This is a genomic window from Streptomyces sp. Je 1-369 (genome assembly GCF_026810505.1).
Lineage (GTDB): Bacteria > Actinomycetota > Actinomycetes > Streptomycetales > Streptomycetaceae > Streptomyces.
In genome coordinates this window covers 7,550,400-7,569,269 of record NZ_CP101750.1, presented here as the reverse complement: position 1 = coordinate 7,569,269, position 18,870 = coordinate 7,550,400, and the positions used below count along the sequence as shown (strand labels likewise).

Below are 18,870 nucleotides of genomic sequence, written 5' to 3'. Positions count from 1 at the left end.
ACAACCCCTCAGGAGCCGTTGGTCGCCGCCAATTTGGCCGTCAAGGGCTGACGACACCCTCCGTGCCCGGCTCGCGCAGCGTGCGCAGGAGGAGCCAGCCGAGCGCGGGCAGCACGGTCAGCGGAGCGAGCGCCGTCCGCAGGGAGGCGGCGTCCGCGACCGCCCCGATCAGCGGACTCGCGAGGCCTCCGATGCTCACCGTCAGCCCCAGAGTGACGCCGCTCGCGGTGCCCATGCGGCGCGGCAGGTAGTCCTGCCCGAGGGTGATGTGCAGGGAGAACGGCACGTACAGGCCTGCCGAGGTGAGTGCGACGAAGACGTAGAGAAGGGGCCCGGGGACGAGGACGACTCCGGCCACCGCGAGGACGGTCAGGGCGTACGACCACCTGACGACGGGGAGGCGGCCGTGCCGGGCGGCGAGCCGGCCGCCCGCGACGGTCCCGACCGCGCCGCCGAGGTAGAGCACGAACAGGGCGACCGTGCCCGCGACTTCACCCGCTCCGGTGCGCTCGGGGACGTACAGCGCGATGAACGTACTCAGTCCGGTGAAGACGACCGAGCGGCAGACGACGGCGCCGGACAGCTTGAGGAACGACGGCCAGTCGTCCTCGGCGGCGACCTGGCCTCCCCCCTGGGCGGCCTCCTCCCGCGGGCCCGCCGCGTCCCGTGCCGCCCGGAGGCCCCGCGCCGCCGCCACGCACAGCACCGCTCCCGCGAGGGCGGGCACGACCAGGAGCGGGGAGGCGCGCAGGCCGCCCGTGGCGACGACGGCGGAGACCAGCAGGGGCGCGGTCGCGAAGCCGACGTTGCCGCCGAGCGAGAACCAGCTCATCGCGGTGTGACTCCCCCGGCTCGCCTGCCGGGCCACGCGTGCGGCCTCCGGGTGGTACGCGGCGACGCCGACGCCCGACACGGCGACGACCAGCAACGTCACCGGGTAGCTCCCGCCGACGCCCGCGAGCGCGACTCCCGCACCGCCCACCAGGGTGCTCACCGGCAGCAGCCACGGCATGGCCCACTTGTCGGTGAGCGCCCCGAACAGGGGCTGGACGACGGAGGACAGCAGCGAGGCGGCGAGCACGATGCCGGACGCGGCGGCGTAGGCGTAGGCGCGCTCGGCGACGAAGAACGGCACGAGGGCGGCGACGGCACCCTGATAGACGTCGACGCAGGCGTGGCTGAGGGCCAGGAGGGTGATGGGGCGGCGGGGGGTCGGGGGCGAAGGCGTAGGGGTGGACGGCGTACGACTGGACGACGTAGGAGTGGCGGGCTGAGGAGTGGAGGGCGGAGGAGTGGAGGGCGTAGGGGCGACTGACGCGGCTTTCGTTCGGGAGAACACCGGCTCATCGTCGCCACCCGCCACCCTGGCCCGCTTCCGATAAAGTGCCAACCTGTGCCGAAAATCCGCCACACCCCCGAGGCGCCGACCGCTCTCCGGGAACTGTCTCCCGGCGAACGCATCGACGCGCACCGCCACGACGACCACCAGATCGTCTACGCGGGCTCCGGCGTCGTGGCCGTCACCACCGACGCGGGCACCTGGTTCGCGCCCGGCACCCGGGCCATCTGGGTCCCCGCGGGCTGCGTCCACGCCCACCGCGCCCACGGCCACCTGGCCCTGCACCTGGTCGGCCTGCCGGCGGGCACGAACCCGCTCGGCCTCGACGCCCCGACCGTGCTCTCCATCGGCCCGCTCCTGCGCGAACTGATCCTCGCCTGCACCCGGGACCCGGAGGACGAGTCCCCGGAACGCCGACGCCTGCGGGCCGTACTCCTCGACCAGTTGCGCACGTCGCCGCAGCAGCCCGTACAGCTGCCCACGCCTTCGGACTCCCGCCTCGCCGCCGTCTGCGACCGGCTGCACGACAGCCCGGCGGATCCGCGAGGCCTGGCCGAACTGGCCGCCGGAGCGGGCGCGGGCGAACGCACCCTGAGTCGGCTCTTCCGCCGCGAGCTGGGCATGACGTTCCCGCAGTGGCGCACCCAGCTGCGCCTCTACCACGCGCTGCGCATGCTGGCCGACGGCATGCCGGTCACGGCGGTCGCGCACCGCTGCGGATGGTCGTCGACCAGCGCGTTCATCGACGTGTTCCGCAGGGCGTACGGGTACACGCCCGGGACGCACCACCGCCGCGACTAGCACTTCTCCGCGCCCGGCAACTCCCTTACGCGTGCGACCTCTTGGCACCGACAGTGCCATGTGAAATATTACTGCCGTGCTCACGAGACACGCGTCCGAACGGTCACAGCTCCCCAACCGCGCCCATACCTCGGCCCCCGCTCGCACCTCGCCCCCCGCCCGCACCGCAGACCTCATAGTCGTCGGCGCCGGAGTGGTCGGCGCCGCCTGCGCCTACTACGCCGCCCGCGCCGGCCTCCACGTCACCGTCATCGACCGCGGCCCCGTCGCGGGCGGCACGACCGGCGCGGGCGAGGGCAACCTGCTCGTCTCCGACAAGGCTCCGGGGCCAGAACTCGAACTCGCGCTCCACTCGGCTCACTTGTGGCGCGAGCTCGCCGCCGAGCTGCCCTCCCGCATCGAGTACGAGACGAAGGGCGGCGTGGTCGTCGCCTCGACCGAACCCGAGCTCGCGGCCCTGCGCCGGTTCGCCGCGGCGCAGCGGCAGGCGGGCGTCGAGGCCACGGAGGTCCCGGCCGACCGCCTCGCCGACCTCGAACCCCATCTCGCACCGGGCAGGGCGGGCGGCGTCCACTATCCGCAGGACGCCCAGGTCCAGCCCGCCCTCGCCGCCGCACACCTGCTCCGGGCGGCCGCCGACACCGGGCACCTCACGCTCAGGCTCGGCGAGGAAGTCACCGCGATCCTCACCGGCGGACAGGGCGACGTACGGGGCGTCCGGACGACGCGGCTCGGCGAGATGCACGCACCGCACGTACTCAACGCCGCCGGTACGTGGGGAGGTCAAGTCGCCCGCCTTGCGGGCCTGGAGCTCCCGGTGCTGCCCCGCCGCGGATTCGTCCTCGTCACCGAACCGCTGCCACGCGTGGTGCGGCACAAGGTGTACTCCGCGGAGTACGTCGCCGACGTCGCGAGCGGCTCGGCGGCGCTCCAGACCTCCGCCGTGGTCGAGGGCACACCGGCGGGCCCGGTGCTGATCGGGGCGAGCCGGGAACGGGTGGGCTTCGACCGTACGCTGTCGGTGGAGGCCCTGCGCCGCCTCGCGGCCCAGGCGGTACGCCTGTTCCCCGCCCTGGCACAGGTGCGGGCGATCCGCACCTACGCCGGGTTCCGCCCGTACCTGCCGGACCACTTCCCGGCGATCGGCCCCGACCCGCGCCTCCCCGGCCTGCTGCACGCCTGCGGCCACGAGGGCGCGGGCATCGGCCTCGCCCCGGCGACCGGCGCGCTGATCTCCGCGATGCTGACGGGCACCGAACTCCCGCTCGATCCCGCCCCGTTCGCACCGGAGCGCTTCGCACGAGAGGAGGCAGTCCGGTGAAACCGACCGAGCTCGTGGGGGCCTCCCCCGGGCCCACCTTCACGATCACCTTCGACGGACGCCAACTGGACGCGCTGCCGGGCCAGTCCATCGCGGCCGTGCTCTGGTCGGCGGGCGTTCTCACCTGGCGGACCACGAGGGGTGGCAGGCAGCCGCGGGGGGCGTTCTGCGGCATCGGCCAGTGCTACGACTGCCTCGCCACCGTCAACGGCCGCCCCAACAGGCGCGCCTGCCTGGTCACCGCCCGCCCCGGCGACACGGTCACGACGCAGGAGGGGAGCGGTCATGCCGGGTTCGAGAAGTGATGCCCGCCGTCTTGGAGACCGCGCGGCCGAGGGGTACGAGACACCACCGTCCGAGCACGACCCGTATGCGCACGACCCGTATGCCCACGACCCTCATGCGCACGACCCGTACGAGCACGACCCATGCGAGCACACCCCATACGAGCACGACCCGTACGATCTCGCGGTGATCGGCGCCGGACCCGCAGGCCTCGCAGGCGCCGTGACGGCCGCTGAACTAGGCCTGTCCGTGGCGCTGTTGGACTCAGCCCCACAACCGGGCGGCCAGTTCTACCGGCACCCCGCACCGGCCACGCACGCCACCCGCCCCGAAGCCCTGCACCACGACTGGCCCGTCTTCACCGACCTGCGTGACCGACTGCGAACCGGCGACGTCACCTGCCTCTTCGACCACCACGTCTGGACGGTGACGCGCGAGGCCGAGAACGACTGGACCATCCACGCCCTTACGGCCGACCCCGGCCCCGGCCCCGGCGAGGAGCAGCGCTCGACACGGGTGCGAGCGCGCGCGGTCCTCCTGGCGACGGGCTCGTACGAACGACAACTCCCCTTCCCCGGCTGGACCCTGCCCGGTGTCGTCGGCGCGGGCGGCGCCCAGGCCATGCTGAAGTCCGGTCTCGTCCTGCCCGGCAGACGCGTGATCGTCGCAGGCAGTGGCCCGCTCCTGCTGGCCGTGGCCGGGTCACTCGTCACGGCAGGTGCCGAAGTACCCGAACTGCTGGAGGCATCCTCGTACTTCGGGTACGCACGCCACCCGCGCGCCCTCGCCACCCAGCCCCACAAGCTCACGGAGGGCGCACACCACGCCAAGGCCCTGCTCCGCCACCGGGTTCGCCCGCGCACGCGGCACGCCGTCACCGAGGCGCACGGCAAGGACCGGGTGGAAGCGGTGACGGTGTCGCGACTCGACCACGAGTGGCGTCCGATACCGGGCACGGAACGGCGTATCGACTGCGACGCCCTCGCCGTGGGCCACGGGCTGATCCCGCAGATCGACCTGGCGACCGGCCTGGGCTGCGCCACACGCCGCACTCCGGACGGTACGCACGCCCTGGCCCTGAGCCCACTGCAGGAGACCTCGCTGCGCGGCCTGTGGTCGGCGGGCGAGACGTCGGGCGTGGGCGGCGCACAACATGCCCTCGGCGAGGGCGAGTTGGCGGCCCTGGCCGTGGCGTCCCGGCTGACCGGCCGACGTCCCGCCCCGCGCTCGCGCCTACGTTCCCTGCGTCGCCGCCGCGACCGCATGAACGCCTTCGCCGACGCGATGGCCGTCACGCACGCGCCGGGTGAGGGCTGGACGCGGTGGCTCTCCGACGACACCGACGTCTGCCGCTGCGAGGAGGTCCCGGCGGACCGGATCCGCGAGGCCATCACGGAGTACGGCGCCCGGGACGCACGCTCCGTGAAGCTGCTGACCCGGGCGGGCATGGGCTGGTGCCAGGGCCGGGTGTGCGGGTGGGCCGTGTCGTGCCTGTCGTCGCCCCCATGTGCCACCGCCCCACCCGAGGCACCGCCCAGCACCGCCCCCGACCGACGCCCGCTGGCGACGCCGGTCCCCCTGGGCGTCCTGGCCAACCTGACCACCCCGGAACGACAACCTCCCACCACCCCTCACCCTCCTGATCTCCCGCCCCACCACCCGACCGAAGGGCAGCCCTCATGACCGCAGGAAACTGGACCGCAGACCGCCCCTGGCGCGGCATCATGGTCGCCACCGCGCTCCCCCTGCGCGAGGACCTCTCCATCGACTACGACGCCTACGCCGAGCACGTCGGCCACCTCATGGGCAACGGCTGCGACGGCGTCGTCCCGAACGGCTCCCTGGGCGAGTACCAGACCCTGACCGACGACGAACGCGCCCGCGTCGTCCGTACCGCCGTAGAGGCCGCGGGCGACGGAGCCCGCGTGATGCCCGGCGTCGCCGCGTACGGCAGCGCGGAGTCCCGCCGCTGGGCCGAGCACGCGGCGGAGGCGGGCTGCGGCTCCGTGCTCCTCCTGCCGCCGAACACCTACCGCGCCGACGAAGACGCCGTACGGTCCCACTACGCCGAGGTCGCCGGGGCCGGCCTGCCCGTGGTCGCGTACAACAACCCCCTCGACACCCGCGTCGACCTGACCCCGGACGTGCTGGCCCGGCTGCACGGCGACGGCACGGTCGTAGCCGTGAAGGAGTTCTCCGGCGACGTCCGCAGGGCGTACGAGATCGCCGAACTCGCGCCGGACCTGGACCTGTTGATCGGCGCGGACGACGTTCTGCTCGAACTCGCCCTCGCGGGCGCGGTCGGCTGGATCGCCGGATACCCGAACGCCTTCCCCGCCACCTGCGCGGAGCTCTACGGCGCCGCCCGCGCCCACGACCTGGCGACGGCGCTCCCCCTCTACCGTTCGCTGCATCCGCTTCTGCGCCAGGACTCCAAGACGGAGTTCGTGCAGTCCATCAAGCTGTCGATGGACATCGTGGGCCGACGCGGCGGCCCGACCCGCCCGCCGCGCTCCCCGCTGTCCGGCGCCACGGAGGCGTTGGTGCGGTCGGCCACGGAGAAGGCGACGGCGGCGGGCCACCGCTGACCCGACGCTCAACGGACCACGTATGACCGCCGAAGGTCCACGTGACCGCCGAGCAACGTGACCGCCAATCCACGTGACCGCCAATCCACGTGACCGCCGAAGGTTCACGTACGACAACCGGAGGGAGAGACGCCCATGCGCACCCGTCACGTGTTCCACGCCGTCGACTCGCACACCGAGGGCATGCCCACCCGCGTGATCACCGGCGGCGTCGGGGTGATCCCGGGCGCCACCATGGCCGACCGCAGGCTGCACTTCATCGAGCACATGGACCACCTGCGCACGCTCCTGATGTACGAGCCGCGCGGCCACTCCGCGATGAGCGGTGCCATCCTCCAGCCCCCGACCCGTCCCGACGCCGACTACGGAGTCCTCTACATCGAGGTGTCCGGGCTCCTCCCGATGTGTGGCCACGGCACGATCGGCGTGGCGACCGTCCTGGTGGAGACCGGGATGGTGCAGGTCACCGAGCCGGTCACGACGGTCCGCCTGGACACTCCGGCGGGCCTGGTCGCCGTCGACGTACGGGTGACCGACGGCGCGGCCACCTCGGCCACGCTCACCAACGTTCCCGCGTTCTGTGTCGCCCTGGACCGCAAGGTCGAGGTGCCGGGGTACGGCACGGTGACGTACGACATGGCCTACGGCGGAAACTTCTACGCCTTCGTCCAGCTCGACGCGCTGGGGCTGCCGTTCGACCGTGCGCGCAAGGACGACCTGCTCGCGGCGGGGCTCGCCGTGATGGACGCGATCAACGCGTCGCCGGACCGCCCGACGCACCCCGAACAGCCGGACATCAGCGGAGTCAAACACGTCTACCTGGCCGCGCCCGGCTCGGACGCCCGCCGCTCCCGGCACGCCATGGCGATCCACCCGGGCTGGTTCGACCGCTCGCCGTGCGGCACGGGCACGTCGGCGCGCATGGCACAGCTGCACGCCCGCGGCGAACTCCCGCTGGACCGCGACTTCGTCAACGAGTCGTTCATCGGTACGGAGTTCACGGGCCGACTCGTGGCGGAGACGGAGGTGGCGGGCCTGCCCGCGGTCGTGCCCAGGATCACCGGCCGGGCCTGGATCACGGGCACGGCCCAGTACTTCCTGGACCCCGACGACCCGTTCCCGGCGGGCTTCACACTCTGACCCCCGTATCCCCCGGAGCCCCGAACTGGCAACGTGACATTGTACTTTGGTGATCCGCGCGGGCGCGGGTACCACCGGAGGGGACACCATGGGGCACCTGAAGCAGAAGAACCTCATCACCACCAGGGAGCGGCTGCGCGACCAGGTCGGCCACGCACTGCGGGCCGCCCTGATCTCGGGCGAGCTGCGCCCCGGCGAGATCTACTCCGCGCCCGGCTTGGCCGAGGACTTCGGCATCTCGGCGACGCCGGTGCGCGAGGCGATGCTCGACCTGGCCCGTGAAGGGCTCGTCGAGCCGGTCCGCAACAAGGGCTTCCGGGTCACCGAGGTGAACGAGCGCGACCTCGACCAGTACACGGAGATCCGCGCCCTGATCGAGATCCCCATGATCGGACGGATCACGCGCACGGCCGCCAAGGAGGACCTGGAGGTACTGCGTCCGATCGCCGAGGAGATCGTGCGTGCCGCCCGCGACCACGACCTCATCGGCTATCTGGAGGCCGACCGCCGCTTCCACCTCTCACTCCTCGCCCTCTCGGGCAACGACCGCCTGGTCGAAACGGTCGGCGACCTCCGCAAGCGCTCCCGCCTCTACGGCCTGACGGCCCTGGACGAGCGCGACCAGCTGACCCCGTCCGCCGAGGAGCACATCGAACTCCTCGACCTGATGCTGGCGGGCGATGCCAAGGGAGCGGAGAAGTGCATGGCGCGACACCTGGGTCACGTACGGTCACTGTGGGCCACGACCTGAGCGCCGCCACAAGAAGAATGGTGCCGACCGGACTCCGGTCGGCACCATTCGATGCACTGCTCTTTTACTGCTCTGTGTCCGAGGGGGGACTTGAACCCCCACGCCCGATAAAGGGCACTAGCACCTCAAGCTAGCGCGTCTGCCATTCCGCCACCCGGACTAGGTGTCTGCCGCCGTGCGGGGTGTTCCCCGCGGCGACATGGACAACAATACCAAGGTTTCGGAGTGCCTTTCACCTGCGTATCCACCTGCCGATGACGGGATGCGATCTCACCGAGGGTGACGAGGCGATTACCGGTACGCGGGGTTCTTGTGCGGTCAGTCGCCGCAGCGGCCGCGCAGCGAGTGCAGGTGTTCGCTGGACTTGCGGGCGAAGGCGTAGGACTCGACCGGCTTGTCGTGCTCGGTCTGCCAGTGGTGATAGCGCTTTCCATGGTGGGTGCGCGCCGTCACCTTCGACAGGAACTTCTTGTAGTCGATGTCGCCGTCGCCGACGTCCGTCATGCGATAGCCGTCACGCGTGGTCTCGTCACGGATGCCGTCCTTGACGTGGAACAGGGGGTAACGGTGGGGCTGCTTCAGTACGTAGTCGAGCGGGTGGAAGGGGGCGGCCGTGCCGTCGACGCGCTTGCCGAAGCGGAACTGCGCGCTGAACGCCCAGTAGATGTCCATCTCCAGGTACACGAAGTCGGGGTCGGTCTCCGCGAGGAGCACGTCGTAGAGCCGGACCTTCGGTTTGTCGGTGGCGAAGGAGAACTCCTCGGCGTGATTGTGCTGGTAGAACTTCATGCCGCGCTTGCGGGCCGCTTCGCCGTACGTGTTGAAGTCCTCCGCCGCCCGCTTCCAGGCGTCGACGGTGGTGCCGTAGCGGAAGGGCCCCGCGGCGGTGCCGATGTGCTTGAGGCCGAGAGCCTCGGCGTCATCGAGGACCTTGGTGAGGTTCTGCGCAAACGTGTACGCGTTGGGGTTGTTGTCGTCGTAATAGCCCACGTGGGAGCCGATGGGGTTCAAGCCGTGGTCGCGGGCCAGCCTCTTGAGCTGGGCCAGGGTGATGGCGCCCGCGGAGCCCTGGGTGTATCCGGCGAATTCGATCTCGTCGTATCCGTACTTCTCCAGCTCGGCGAAGACGGGCGCGAATCCGACGGAGGAGACCTTGTCGCGGAGGCTGTAGAGCTGGATGCCGAGCCGGCCGGGCGGCAGGACGGGACGCCCGCGCCCCTTGCCCGCGGCGGCAGGGCCGGTGGGGGTCGCCGGGGCGGTCGGAGTTGCCGAGGCGGTCGGTGCGGCCGCCCCGACGAGCGCCGCGGCGGTGGCGCCCGCGGCCACGCCGAGCATGCCGCGTCGGCTGAGTCTCTGCGCGAGTTCGGGGTCGGTGGAGGTCGGCTTACGGCTCATGCGGTTCTCCTCGGTGGCGTCGGGGCGCGTCAGGGATGGGTTCGAAGGACGGATCAGGGATCACTGAGGGTCGGGCCCTGATGGCAGGGTCCGAGCTGTCTGGTTCAGTGGAGATCAGGCAGATTCAGCGACGCGGGCCGGTGGTCATGGTCATCACCGCAGACCTGCGAGATCGAGCAGGAGCGATTTCACATCGGTGGCCGCGACACGGCCGCTGACGGCGCGGGGGGTGGAGCACAGAATGAGCGGACTTTCGTCCTCGCTCGTGGGAAGGCGGCCATGGCTGCCGCGGATAGGTGACGGATCCAGGGGCACGACCGCCATGCGGTAGCGCATGCCGAGCTTCTTGCGGGCCAGCGCGCCCGCGGCCTTGACGCGGACGTACGGGTCCTCGGGGTCCATGAAGAGCTCGACGGGGTCGTAACCGGGTTTGCGGTGGATCTCGACGAGCTGCGCGAAGTCGGGCGCGCGGGCATCGTCGAGCCAGTAGTAGTACGTGAACCAGGCGTCCGGCTCCGCGACGGCGACGAGTTCGCCGGAGCGCGGATGATCCAGCTGGTGGTCCTTCTTGCCCTCGTCGTCGAGGAGTTGCTCGATGCCGGGGACGCCCTCCAGGGCGGCGCGGGTGGCGTCGAGGTCTTCCGGGCGGCGGACGTAGATGTGGGCGATCTGGTGGTCGGCGACGGCGAAGGCACGGGAGGCCATCGGGTCGAGGTACTCCATGCCGTCCTGGGTGTGCACCTCGAGCAGACCCGCGCGGCGCAGTACCCGGTTGAGGTCGACGGGCCTGTTCACCCGTGTGATGCCGTACTCGGACAGCGCGACGACGGTCCTGCCCTCCGCCTTCGCGTCGTCCAGGAGCGGCGCCATGGTCGCGTCGAGCTCGGCGGCGGCGCGGAAGGAGCGCGGGTCGTCGGGGCCGAAGCGTTGCAGGTCGTAGTCGAGGTGAGGGAGGTAGCACAGGGCGAGGTCGGGGTGGCGGGTCTCGATGATGTGCCGGGTGGCGTCCACGATCCAGCGGCTGGACACGATGTCGGCGCCGGGTCCCCAGAAGTGGAAGAGGGGGAACGTGCCGAGCTTGTCGGTGAGTTCGTCGTGGAGGGCCGGGGGCCGGGTGTAGCAGTCGGGTTCTTTGCGACCGTCTGCGTAGTAGACGGGGCGGGGGGTGATGGTGAAGTCGGTGTCGGCGCCCATGGCGTACCACCAGCAGATGTTGGCGACGGTGTAGCCGGGGTGCGCGCGGCGGGCGGCTTCCCACAGCTTGTCGCCGGCCACGAGGCCGTTGTGCTGACGCCACAGGAGTACGTCACCGAGCTCGCGGAAGTACCAGCCGTTGCCGACGATGCCGTGCTCGGCGGGGGTGGTGCCGGTGAGGAAGGTGGACTGGGCGGCGCAGGTGACGGCGGGCAGGACGGTGCCGAGGGCGGCTCTGGACCCGGACTGCCCGAGCGATTTGAGGCGCGGCATGTGGTCCAGGAGGCGCGGGGTGAGGCCGACGACGTCAAGAACCAGCAAGGGGGCCGGGGTCATGGGAGTTCCTTGAGGCCGAGGTCGGTCAGGAGGTCGCGGGCGAGGGAGAGCTCTGCGGCGATGCCCTCGGCGAGCTGGGGTCGGCCGCGGGGGCGGAGCGCGGGCGGGAGGGCCTGCCAGGTGTAGGTCTCGACCTCCAGGTGGCGGGTGAGGGGGGCGGGCCCGCCGACGAGCCGGGTCAGGACGTCCTGGAGGACGGGGAGCGTGGACGTGAGGGGCGCGGCGGGGGCCGCGTGGAGGGGGACGTGGAAGTGGGCGCGCCAGGGTGCCGTGTCGGGCAGCACGTCGGTGGTGAGTGCTTCGCCGAGGTCGTCGGTGCCGCGCAGGCCGGCGCCGGTCAGGGTCCGGGTCTGGTGGAGGAAGCGGGGTTCGTCGAAGGCCGCGAGGGCTTCGCGTACGGCGGGGAGGTGAGGGTGTTCGGCGTGCAGTGCGGCGGACAGCTGCGATTTGACGACGGGGACGCCCGCGGCGGCGAGGGCGTCGAGGGCGGTCTCCGGATCTTCGAAGGAGGTGGCGAGGTGACAGGTGTCGACACAGACCCCGATGCGGTCGTGGCCGACCGCGGTGAGTGGGGCGATGGCGTCGGCGGTCGTCTCGACGGTGCAGCCGGGCTCCGGTTCGAGGCCGATGCGGATGGAGCGGCCGGTCAGCTCGGTGAGGGCGTCGAGGCGCTGGGCCAGCACGGTGAGGGCCGTGCGGGCAGCCTCGGCGCGCTGGGGGTCGAAGGGGGTGCGCCAGGCGAGCGGCAGGGTGGAGATGGTGCCTTCGGTGACGTCGTCGGGGAGGAGGGCGGCGAGCAGCCGGGCCAGTTCGGTGGTGTGGCCGAGGCGCTCCGGGTCGGTCCAGTCGGGCTTGTACACACGGTATTTGACCTGTTCCGCACCGAAGCCTTCGTAGGGGAAGCCGTTGAGGGTGACGACTTCGAGTCCGCGCCGGTCGAGTTCGGTGCGCAGGCCGCGCAGTGCCGCGGGGTCGGTGACGAGGGCGTGGGCGGCGTCCTTGGCGAGCCACAGGCCGATGCCGATGCGGTCCCTGCCGAGCTTCTTCCGCACGGGCTCGCAGTGGTCGCGGAGCTGGGCGAGCACACCGTCCAGGGTTTCGGCCGGGTGGACGTTGGTGCAGTAGGCGAGGTGGACGGTGGAGCCGTCGGGGTGCCGGAAGCGCATGGGTCACGCCCCGCCGCGCAGGATGGAGTTGCCTTCGTGGGTGGCGGCGTCCGGTTCGCGCACATCGAGCTGGAGGCGGCCGCTGAGTCCGTAGAACGCCACGGGGTTGCGCCACAGGACGAGGTCGACGTCGTCCTCGTCATACCCGTGAGACAGCATGGCATCGGCGACCTTGCGGGTCTTGAGGGGATCGCTCTTTCCCCAGTCGGCGGCGGAGTTGATGAGCACCCGGTCGGGCCCGAAGTCCCGGAGGATGGCGACCATCCGTCCCTCGTCCATCTTGGTGTCGGGGTAGACGGAGAAGCCCAGCCAGCAGCCGCTGTCCTTGGCCTCCTTGACCGTGGTCTCGTTGAGGTGGTCGATGAGGACACGCTCGAGGGGCAGGGCGGACTCGCTGATCACGTCGATGGTGCGGCGCAGGCCCGCGAGCTTGTCGCGGTGCGGGGTGTGCACGAGAGCGGGCAGTTCGTGGTCGGCGGCGAGCTGCAGCTGGGTGGCGAGCGCGGTGTCCTCGGCCGGCGTCATGGAGTCGTAGCCGATCTCTCCGACGGCGACGACGTTGTCCTTGACGAGATAGCGGGGCAGTTCGTCGAGGACGGGGGTGCAGCGGGGGTCGTTCGCCTCCTTCGGGTTGAGGGCGATCGTGCAGTGGTGGGCGATGCCGTACTGGGCCGCGCGGAAGGGTTCCCAGCCGAGGAGGGAGTCGAAGTAGTCGAAGAAGGAGGCGGGCGACGTCCGTGGCTGGCCGAGCCAGAACGCGGGCTCGACGACGGCACGGACGCCGGCGGCATACATCGCCTGGTAGTCGTCGGTGGTGCGGGACGTCATGTGGATGTGGGGGTCGAAGATGCGCATCAGGACTCCTGCTCCTCGCCGGTGAGGGGGCCCACGGGGGCCGTGGGGGACGCGGGGGCGGTCAGCTCCATGGCTCGGTGCAGGTCGCCGGGGACGGGTCGGCCGGCCGCGGACCGCTCCGTCGCGTAGTCGCCGAGCATCCGGGCGAGTTCCGTGTCTCCGCGGGCACGCTGCGGCAGGTCGGCGACGGCGTCCAGCGGGACACCGGTGAACAGGCACTTGAGGACGGCGTGCCGCCAGTCGTGCGGGGGAAGGTGCGCTGCGGCGTAGGGGCCGACGGCCACGGCGACGAGGCTTGTGTCGTTGGTGCGCAGAGCGTCCTCGACCAGGGGCAGCGCGTCGGGTCCCGGCACCAGGTGGGGCAGTGCCCGCAGAACGGCCCGGCGTTCGGCCGCGGTGCCCTGGGCGTAGATGCGGGCGAGAGTGACGGGGGTGGCGTTCGCGGCGTGCAGGAGCAGGATACGGGCGGCGTCGGCATGGCGTGGGCCGCAGCGGCGTCCGGCCTCGGCGAACCGCAGCTCCCACGTGGGGGTGGGCTCCGGCCCCTCCCGGTGGGGTCGCTCTCCGTGGGCGGCGGCCTCGGCGGTGGCCTGGTCGAGCCAGGCGCGGGCGGCTCCACCGAGGTCGTTCTCGAGGTGGGTGCGGAGGGCGGCGATCTCGGAGGTGTTGGTCACGGGGTACCTCCTTCGGCGGGAACGGGACCGGCGGTTGCGGGGGCCGGGACTGCGGCTTCCGCTCGGCGCAGGAAGTCGATGGAGCGGGCGGCGAGATCGGGGCCCGCGTGGGAGTGACGGGGCAGTTCGACGACGGTCAGTCCCTGGTAGCCGACGGTGGCAAGCGCTTCGAGGACGGGCGGGAAGTCGATCTCTCCGTCGCCGAAGGGCAGGTGCTCGTGGACTCCGCGGCGCATGTCCTCGATCTGGACGTGCCGAAGCCAGGGGGCGGCGGCGCGTACGCAGTCTGCGGGAGGAAGGGGTTCGAGGCACTGGCAGTGACCGATGTCGAGGGTGAGGCCGAGGAGTTCGGGGTCTGGGTCACCGAGTTTCCGGCGCAGGTGATGGAAGTCGGCGAGGGACGAGAGGAGGTGGCCGGGTTCCGGCTCGATGGCCAGTGGGACACGGGCGTCCGAGGCGGCGTCGAGTACGGGGCCGAGCGCGTCGGTGAAGCGGCGCCACGCGATGCCGTCCGAGGTGCCCGCCGGGGTGACGCCACTGAAGCAGTGCACGGCGTGCGCACCGAGGTCGGCGGCGACCTGAACGGCACTGATCAGCAGACGACCGCGTTCGGCGCGCCGTTCCGGGTCGGGATCGAGGAGGGAGGGACCGTGCTTACGGCGCGGATCGAGGACATAACGGGCCCCCGTCTCGACGGTGACGCCCAGACCGAGGCGGTCGAGCCGACGGGCCACATGGCGGGTGCGGGCGGCGAGATCGGGGGCGAGGGGGTCCAGGTGCATGTGGTCGAGCGTCAGGCCAACACCTGCGTAGCCGAGGTCGGCGAGGAGACCGAGGGCGTCGTCGAGACGGAGATCGGTGAGCCCGTTGGTGCCGTAGCCGTAGCGAAGCCCGGTGCGGTGGCTTCGCGGGAACGGTCCGCCCGTGCGGCGCGCACCTTCCGTACCGCTCATGTGACGCTCACCTTTCGTGCGAACCGTCGGGCGGCCGGGGCGAGGGCGGCCGTCAGGAGGGCCGTGGCGGGGGCGCCGGTGCGGGCGGCGAGGGCGGCCTGCAGCGGGATCATGGCGCGGATTCCGCCGCCGACGGCGCGCTGGGTGAGGGGAGGTGACGGATTGAGGACTGCGTGGAAGAGAGGCCTGGCGGCGGTTGCGGCGTAGGCCAGCGCGAGGGCACCACTGAGGGCTCGGTGGCAGGTATCGGCGGCGGTTCGGAGGTCGCGGGCGTCCCGATCGCCGCCCCCGTCGGCAGCCCCTCTCAGGGCACCCTGGGCTCGCTGCGAACCGTTCCCGCTGACCTCCCCTCGCAGGGCACCCCAGCCCCGCTGCAATCCGCCCCCGCCAGCTCCACCTCCACCTCCACCTCCCGGACCACCCCGCCTCCTCTGGGCCCCACGCCCGCCAACAGAGCGGCGGCGTGTGGTGGCGACCAGGCGGGCCAGGGTCGCTGTCGTCGCCAGTGCGGCCAAGGGAGCGGTCGAGGAGCCGCCCTGCGCTTCGTGGCGGGAGACGACGGTGACGGCCAGGGTGTGGGCGGCCAGGGTCGCCGCCGAGGGGGCGGCAGCGGTGGCCTGGGCGCGCGGGTCGTGGCCGGGGCCCGCCGTGGCGGTCGCGCCCAGGAGCAGGTCGAGGCCGCGCGCGGTGGCCATGGCTGCCGGACCGGCGGGGGTGTGCTTCAGGGTGAGGTCGTACGCCCAGACCGTCCCGGCCAGCGCGCCCGCCACCGCGAGGGACGGGCGGCCCGCGCGGGAGGCGAGGGCGAGGCCCGCGACGGTGAGGGCGGTGGCCGCGGTGAGGGCCGCGGGTGGGGCGACGCGGCCGGAGGGCAGGGGGCGCTCGGGGCGTTCGACGGCGTCTTCGGCGCGGTCTGCCCAGTCGTTGAGGGCCATGCCGGCCTCGTACAGGCAGAGGGAGGAACCGATGGCGAGGAGGGTGCGATGGTTGGGACGCAGGTTGGTCGCCGCCGCGCCGGCGAAGGCGTCGCCGGGGACGGTGAACAGGGCGGGGAGGCGGAGGAGTTCGGCCCAGGCGCGCCGGGTGCCTGCGGCGTTCACGAGGACGCGCCGGAGGGCGTGCCGTCGGCGGGGCCACGGTCGGCCCGCCCTGGAGCACGACCGCCTCCCTGTCCGGGAGCATGACCACCTCCCCCGGCGAGGTCTCCCCCTCCGGGTCCGCGACCACCTCCCCCGGCGAGGTCTCCCTCTCCGAGACCACGGCCGCCTCCCCCGGCGACGTCTCCTCCCAGCTGTTTCGCGAAGTCGATCAGTGTGGCGTACTGCTCTCCCAGCGCCGCGGGGGCGTCGGCGTCGGGGTCCTTGAAGTAGAAGGCGAGGGCGGGCAGGGGGCCGGAGAGGCCGCGTTCGTGGGCGCGGGTCGTCAGGCGGGCGAGGTCCAGGACCAGGGGGGCGGCGAGCGCCGAGTCGCAGCCCTGCCAGGTGGTCTGCAGGACCATGCGCGTGCCGAGGAAGCCGTCGAAGGCGATGTGGTCCCAGGCCGTCTTCCAGTCGCCGAGGGAGGGGACGTCGTCGATGTGGACCTCGCCCTCGGGGGCGGAGCCGAGCGTGTCGGCGAGGACGCGTTCCTTGCCCGCGTTCTTCGCCGCGGCGGCCGCGGGGTCGGCCAGGGCGGCGCCGTCACCGCCGCCGAGGAGATTCGTGCCGGACCAGGCGCGGACGGCGAGGGCGCGTTGGGCGAACATCGGGCCGAGTACGGAGCGCAGCAGGGTCTGGCCGGTCTTGCCGTCACGGCCCGCGAAGGGGAGGCCGGAGGTGCGTGCCGCGTCGGTGAGGCGCGGGTGGTGGAGGCCCGTGGAGGGGGTGAAGTTCACGTAGGGGCAGTCGGCGCGCAGGGCGGCGGCCGCGTAGAGGGAGCTGGCGGGGAGCCGTTCGGCGTCGGCGGAGGGGAGGGGTTCGGTCGAGGCGACGTTCACCACTACCGCGCGGGCCAGTCCCCGGCGACGTACGAAATCGCGGATGTCGGCGGTGAAGGCGTCGATCAGTTCCTCGTCGGTGCGGGTGTCGCCCGGTTGTGGGCCGCCGGGGCGTATCTCGGCGTCGGCGGCGGCGAGTTCGGCGCGCACCGCCGAGGGGAGGCCGTGGGGCAGGACACCGCCCGCGGCGAGTTCCTCGGCGCGTTTGGGCAGGGGGCAGCTGGTGGTGTCGTGGCCGCCGAAGACGAGTGACGACAACGTTGGCAGGCCACAGTCCAGGAAGGGTGCGGTCTCGGTCACCATGCCGGTGGGGGCGTGGAGTCCTGCGGTCATCGCCGCGCAGCCCGCGACGGCCGTGGTCGCGACCGAGCCGCGTGCCCCGATCAGCCATACGCCGACGGGACCGACGGGCGGCGTCCCGTGGGGAGGAGTGGAGGGCGTAGAGGGTGAGGTCGCGGATGTGGGCACGGCTGCCTCCTGCATGACTCAAGAGCTCGGGACCGACTCGGGAGCTCGCGGAACGTGAGTGCGGTGCAAGACGGCGGGCGGAGGTCCGGCGTCCTCCGCCCGCCGCCGTCTATTGACCCGCGCCCGAACCGGTTGCCGGGGCGGGTGGGTCGGAGTGGTGTGTCGTCACGTGTGGCGTCACGCGTCGCACCACGTGTCGCGTCACGTGTGCCGTCACATCACTCATCGGCACAGCCTTCCCCGGACGGACCTTCCCCAGGCCGTCCTTGCCCGGGTGGCCCTTCGTGGGCAGGTTCTTCAGGCGGATGTCGCGGAAGGTGACCTCGTCGGCGTCGCCGTGGTTCTGGATGCCGATGTGGCCTTGGCGCAGGCTGCGGGCCGGGTCGGTGTTGGTGAAGTCGTTGATCTTGACTCCGTTGAGATAGACGCGAAGGCGTTCGCCCTCGACGCGGATCTCGTAGGTGTTCCACTCCCCCGGCGGGTTGAGCGCGCGGTCACGCTTCTTCAGGTCGGCGGAGTGGAAGCCGTAGACGGAGCCCGTGGTCTTCTCGGGGACGTCCGTGGCGTCGATCTGTATCTCGTAGCCGTTGTTCACGGCCGACCAGGGGTCGTCGGAGGCCGGGAAACCCACGAAGATCCCCGAGTTGTCGTCGCCCCGCATCCGCCAGTCGAGCTTGAGGGAGTAGGAGCCGAGCTCGCGCCGGTCGTACCAGAGCATGCCCATGCCGCCGACGGTCTTGAGCGTGCCGTCGCCCTCGTTGAGCTGGAGGGAGCCCGGGCCCGCCTGCTTCCAGTCCTCCAGGGAGGAGGCCGTGCCGTCGAAGATCGGGGTGTAGCCCTTCTCAGGACGGCAGTCGGCCTGGGCCGCGCCGACGGCCCAGCGGATGCCGCCAAGGAGGTGCTGGCGGAAGGCGGGTTCGGCGTAGGACTCCTTGGTGTGGCCGCCGCCGGTGTAGAAGGAGCGGCCGCCCTCGTAGCTCTGGCACCAGGCGATGGGGTGGTCGCCGGACATCGTGCCGCCGGTGTACGACGACTCGTCGAGGGTGGCGAGCACGCGGGCCCGGTCGCGGGGGTTGGCGCGGTAGTTGTACCACTCGTCGGTGCGGTCCCAGGTGCCCGTGCCGAGGTGGGCGGTGGCCGGGTGCGCGTGGTCCTCGACGTGGACCTTCGCGGGCTGGATCGCGGGGTGCGACTGGAAGTAGGCGCCCGCGAGCCCGCCGTAGAAGGGCCAGTCGTACTCGGTGTCGGCCGCGGCGTGCACGCCGACGTAGGCGCCGCCGCCGCGGATGTACTGCTCGAACGCCGTCTGCTGGGCGGCGTTCAGGACGTCGCCGGTCGTCGAGAGCCAGACCACGGCGTCGTACCGGGCGAGGTTGGCGGCCGTGAAGGCCCCCGCGTCCTCGGTGGCGTCGACGGTGAAGCCGTTCGCGGCGCCGAGTTCTTTGACGGCGGTGATGCCGGTGGGGATTGAGTCGTGGCGGAACCCGGCGGTCTTGGAAAAGACGAGCACCTTGTCACCCGCCTTCTTCGGCTGCTCGGGCTTCGAGGCCGCCGGCCCCGACACACAGCCGATGAGCAGGGCGGCTGCGGCGGTCGCGGTGGCCAGCCGTACGGATGCGCGCATGTGCT

General features: G+C 72.1%; 17 protein-coding genes and 1 tRNA gene. 7 read left to right on the top strand and 11 right to left on the bottom strand.

Annotated features, from left to right (window positions below; translation table 11 throughout):
- Window positions 1-40 precede the first annotated feature (40 nt).
- Window positions 41-1,198, bottom strand: coding sequence for an MFS transporter (locus tag NOO62_RS33845; protein WP_268775907.1), 1,158 nt, complete (start codon window positions 1,196-1,198; stop codon window positions 41-43).
- Between the two features lie 195 nt (window positions 1,199-1,393).
- On the opposite strand from NOO62_RS33845, the gene NOO62_RS33840 reads away from it, so the two are divergent.
- The 7 genes from NOO62_RS33840 (at window position 1,394) to NOO62_RS33810 (ending at window position 8,225) form a co-directional block, all read left to right on the top strand.
- The gene (locus NOO62_RS33840) at window positions 1,394-2,140 is read left to right on the top strand and encodes an AraC family transcriptional regulator (protein ID WP_268774601.1); all 747 of its coding nucleotides are present in this window, start codon (window positions 1,394-1,396) and stop codon (window positions 2,138-2,140) included.
- Window positions 2,141-2,315: 175 nt separating this feature from the next.
- Window positions 2,316-3,461 carry an NAD(P)/FAD-dependent oxidoreductase gene (locus NOO62_RS33835; protein ID WP_268775906.1) on the top strand — a complete coding sequence of 382 codons (1,146 nt, stop codon included), beginning with the start codon at window positions 2,316-2,318 and terminating at the stop codon, window positions 3,459-3,461.
- On the top strand, window positions 3,458-3,766 hold the full coding sequence (locus tag NOO62_RS33830; protein ID WP_268774600.1) for a (2Fe-2S)-binding protein: 309 nt from the start codon (window positions 3,458-3,460) through the stop codon (window positions 3,764-3,766). Before NOO62_RS33835 ends, NOO62_RS33830 begins: the two co-directional genes overlap by 4 nt.
- The gene (locus NOO62_RS33825) at window positions 3,747-5,429 is read left to right on the top strand and encodes an FAD-dependent oxidoreductase (protein WP_268774599.1); all 1,683 of its coding nucleotides are present in this window, start codon (window positions 3,747-3,749) and stop codon (window positions 5,427-5,429) included. The genes NOO62_RS33830 and NOO62_RS33825 overlap by 20 nt, the downstream gene beginning before the upstream one ends.
- On the top strand, window positions 5,426-6,334 hold the full coding sequence (locus tag NOO62_RS33820) for a dihydrodipicolinate synthase family protein (RefSeq protein ID WP_268774598.1): 909 nt from the start codon (window positions 5,426-5,428) through the stop codon (window positions 6,332-6,334). The genes NOO62_RS33825 and NOO62_RS33820 overlap by 4 nt, the downstream gene beginning before the upstream one ends.
- A 135-nt stretch (window positions 6,335-6,469) precedes the next feature.
- Window positions 6,470-7,474, top strand: coding sequence for a proline racemase family protein (locus tag NOO62_RS33815; RefSeq protein WP_268774597.1), 1,005 nt, complete (start codon window positions 6,470-6,472; stop codon window positions 7,472-7,474).
- An 88-nt stretch (window positions 7,475-7,562) separates the two neighbouring features.
- A complete protein-coding gene (locus tag NOO62_RS33810; protein ID WP_150187196.1) occupies window positions 7,563-8,225 on the top strand; it encodes a GntR family transcriptional regulator in 663 nt (220 codons plus the stop codon).
- Between the two features lie 75 nt (window positions 8,226-8,300).
- Here the strand turns inward: NOO62_RS33810 and NOO62_RS33805 are convergent.
- The 10 genes from NOO62_RS33805 to NOO62_RS33760 all read right to left on the bottom strand — a co-directional run bounded on the left by NOO62_RS33805 (window position 8,301) and on the right by NOO62_RS33760 (window position 18,865).
- A tRNA-Leu gene (locus tag NOO62_RS33805) sits at window positions 8,301-8,385 on the bottom strand.
- 158 nt (window positions 8,386-8,543) lie between these two features.
- A complete protein-coding gene (locus tag NOO62_RS33800) occupies window positions 8,544-9,620 on the bottom strand; it encodes a sugar phosphate isomerase/epimerase family protein (protein WP_268774596.1) in 1,077 nt (358 codons plus the stop codon).
- Window positions 9,621-9,773: 153 nt separating this feature from the next.
- Entirely contained in the window at window positions 9,774-11,150 is a 1,377-nt protein-coding gene (locus NOO62_RS33795; RefSeq protein WP_268774595.1) for a nucleotide pyrophosphatase/phosphodiesterase family protein, read from the bottom strand.
- Complete coding sequence (gene eboE / locus NOO62_RS33790; protein WP_268774594.1) at window positions 11,147-12,316, bottom strand: metabolite traffic protein EboE; 1,170 nt, start codon at window positions 12,314-12,316, stop codon at window positions 11,147-11,149. Before eboE ends, NOO62_RS33795 begins: the two co-directional genes overlap by 4 nt.
- Before the next feature lie 3 nt (window positions 12,317-12,319).
- Entirely contained in the window at window positions 12,320-13,171 is an 852-nt protein-coding gene (locus NOO62_RS33785; RefSeq protein WP_268774593.1) for a TatD family hydrolase, read from the bottom strand.
- Window positions 13,171-13,845 (bottom strand): EboA domain-containing protein, encoded by a 675-nt coding sequence (locus tag NOO62_RS33780; RefSeq protein WP_268774592.1) that lies wholly within the window; start codon window positions 13,843-13,845, stop codon window positions 13,171-13,173. Before NOO62_RS33780 ends, NOO62_RS33785 begins: the two co-directional genes overlap by 1 nt.
- A complete protein-coding gene (locus NOO62_RS33775) occupies window positions 13,842-14,798 on the bottom strand; it encodes a sugar phosphate isomerase/epimerase family protein (RefSeq protein ID WP_268774591.1) in 957 nt (318 codons plus the stop codon). The genes NOO62_RS33780 and NOO62_RS33775 overlap by 4 nt, the downstream gene beginning before the upstream one ends.
- Window positions 14,795-15,898 carry an SCO3242 family prenyltransferase gene (locus NOO62_RS33770; RefSeq protein WP_268774590.1) on the bottom strand — a complete coding sequence of 368 codons (1,104 nt, stop codon included), beginning with the start codon at window positions 15,896-15,898 and terminating at the stop codon, window positions 14,795-14,797. The genes NOO62_RS33775 and NOO62_RS33770 overlap by 4 nt, the downstream gene beginning before the upstream one ends.
- Window positions 15,895-17,256: an inositol-3-phosphate synthase gene (locus NOO62_RS33765; RefSeq protein WP_268774589.1), complete on the bottom strand. Its 1,362-nt coding sequence runs from the start codon at window positions 17,254-17,256 to the stop codon at window positions 15,895-15,897. Before NOO62_RS33765 ends, NOO62_RS33770 begins: the two co-directional genes overlap by 4 nt.
- Before the next feature lie 94 nt (window positions 17,257-17,350).
- Window positions 17,351-18,865, bottom strand: coding sequence for a ThuA domain-containing protein (locus NOO62_RS33760; RefSeq protein WP_268774588.1), 1,515 nt, complete (start codon window positions 18,863-18,865; stop codon window positions 17,351-17,353).
- Window positions 18,866-18,870: the final 5 nt, after the last annotated feature.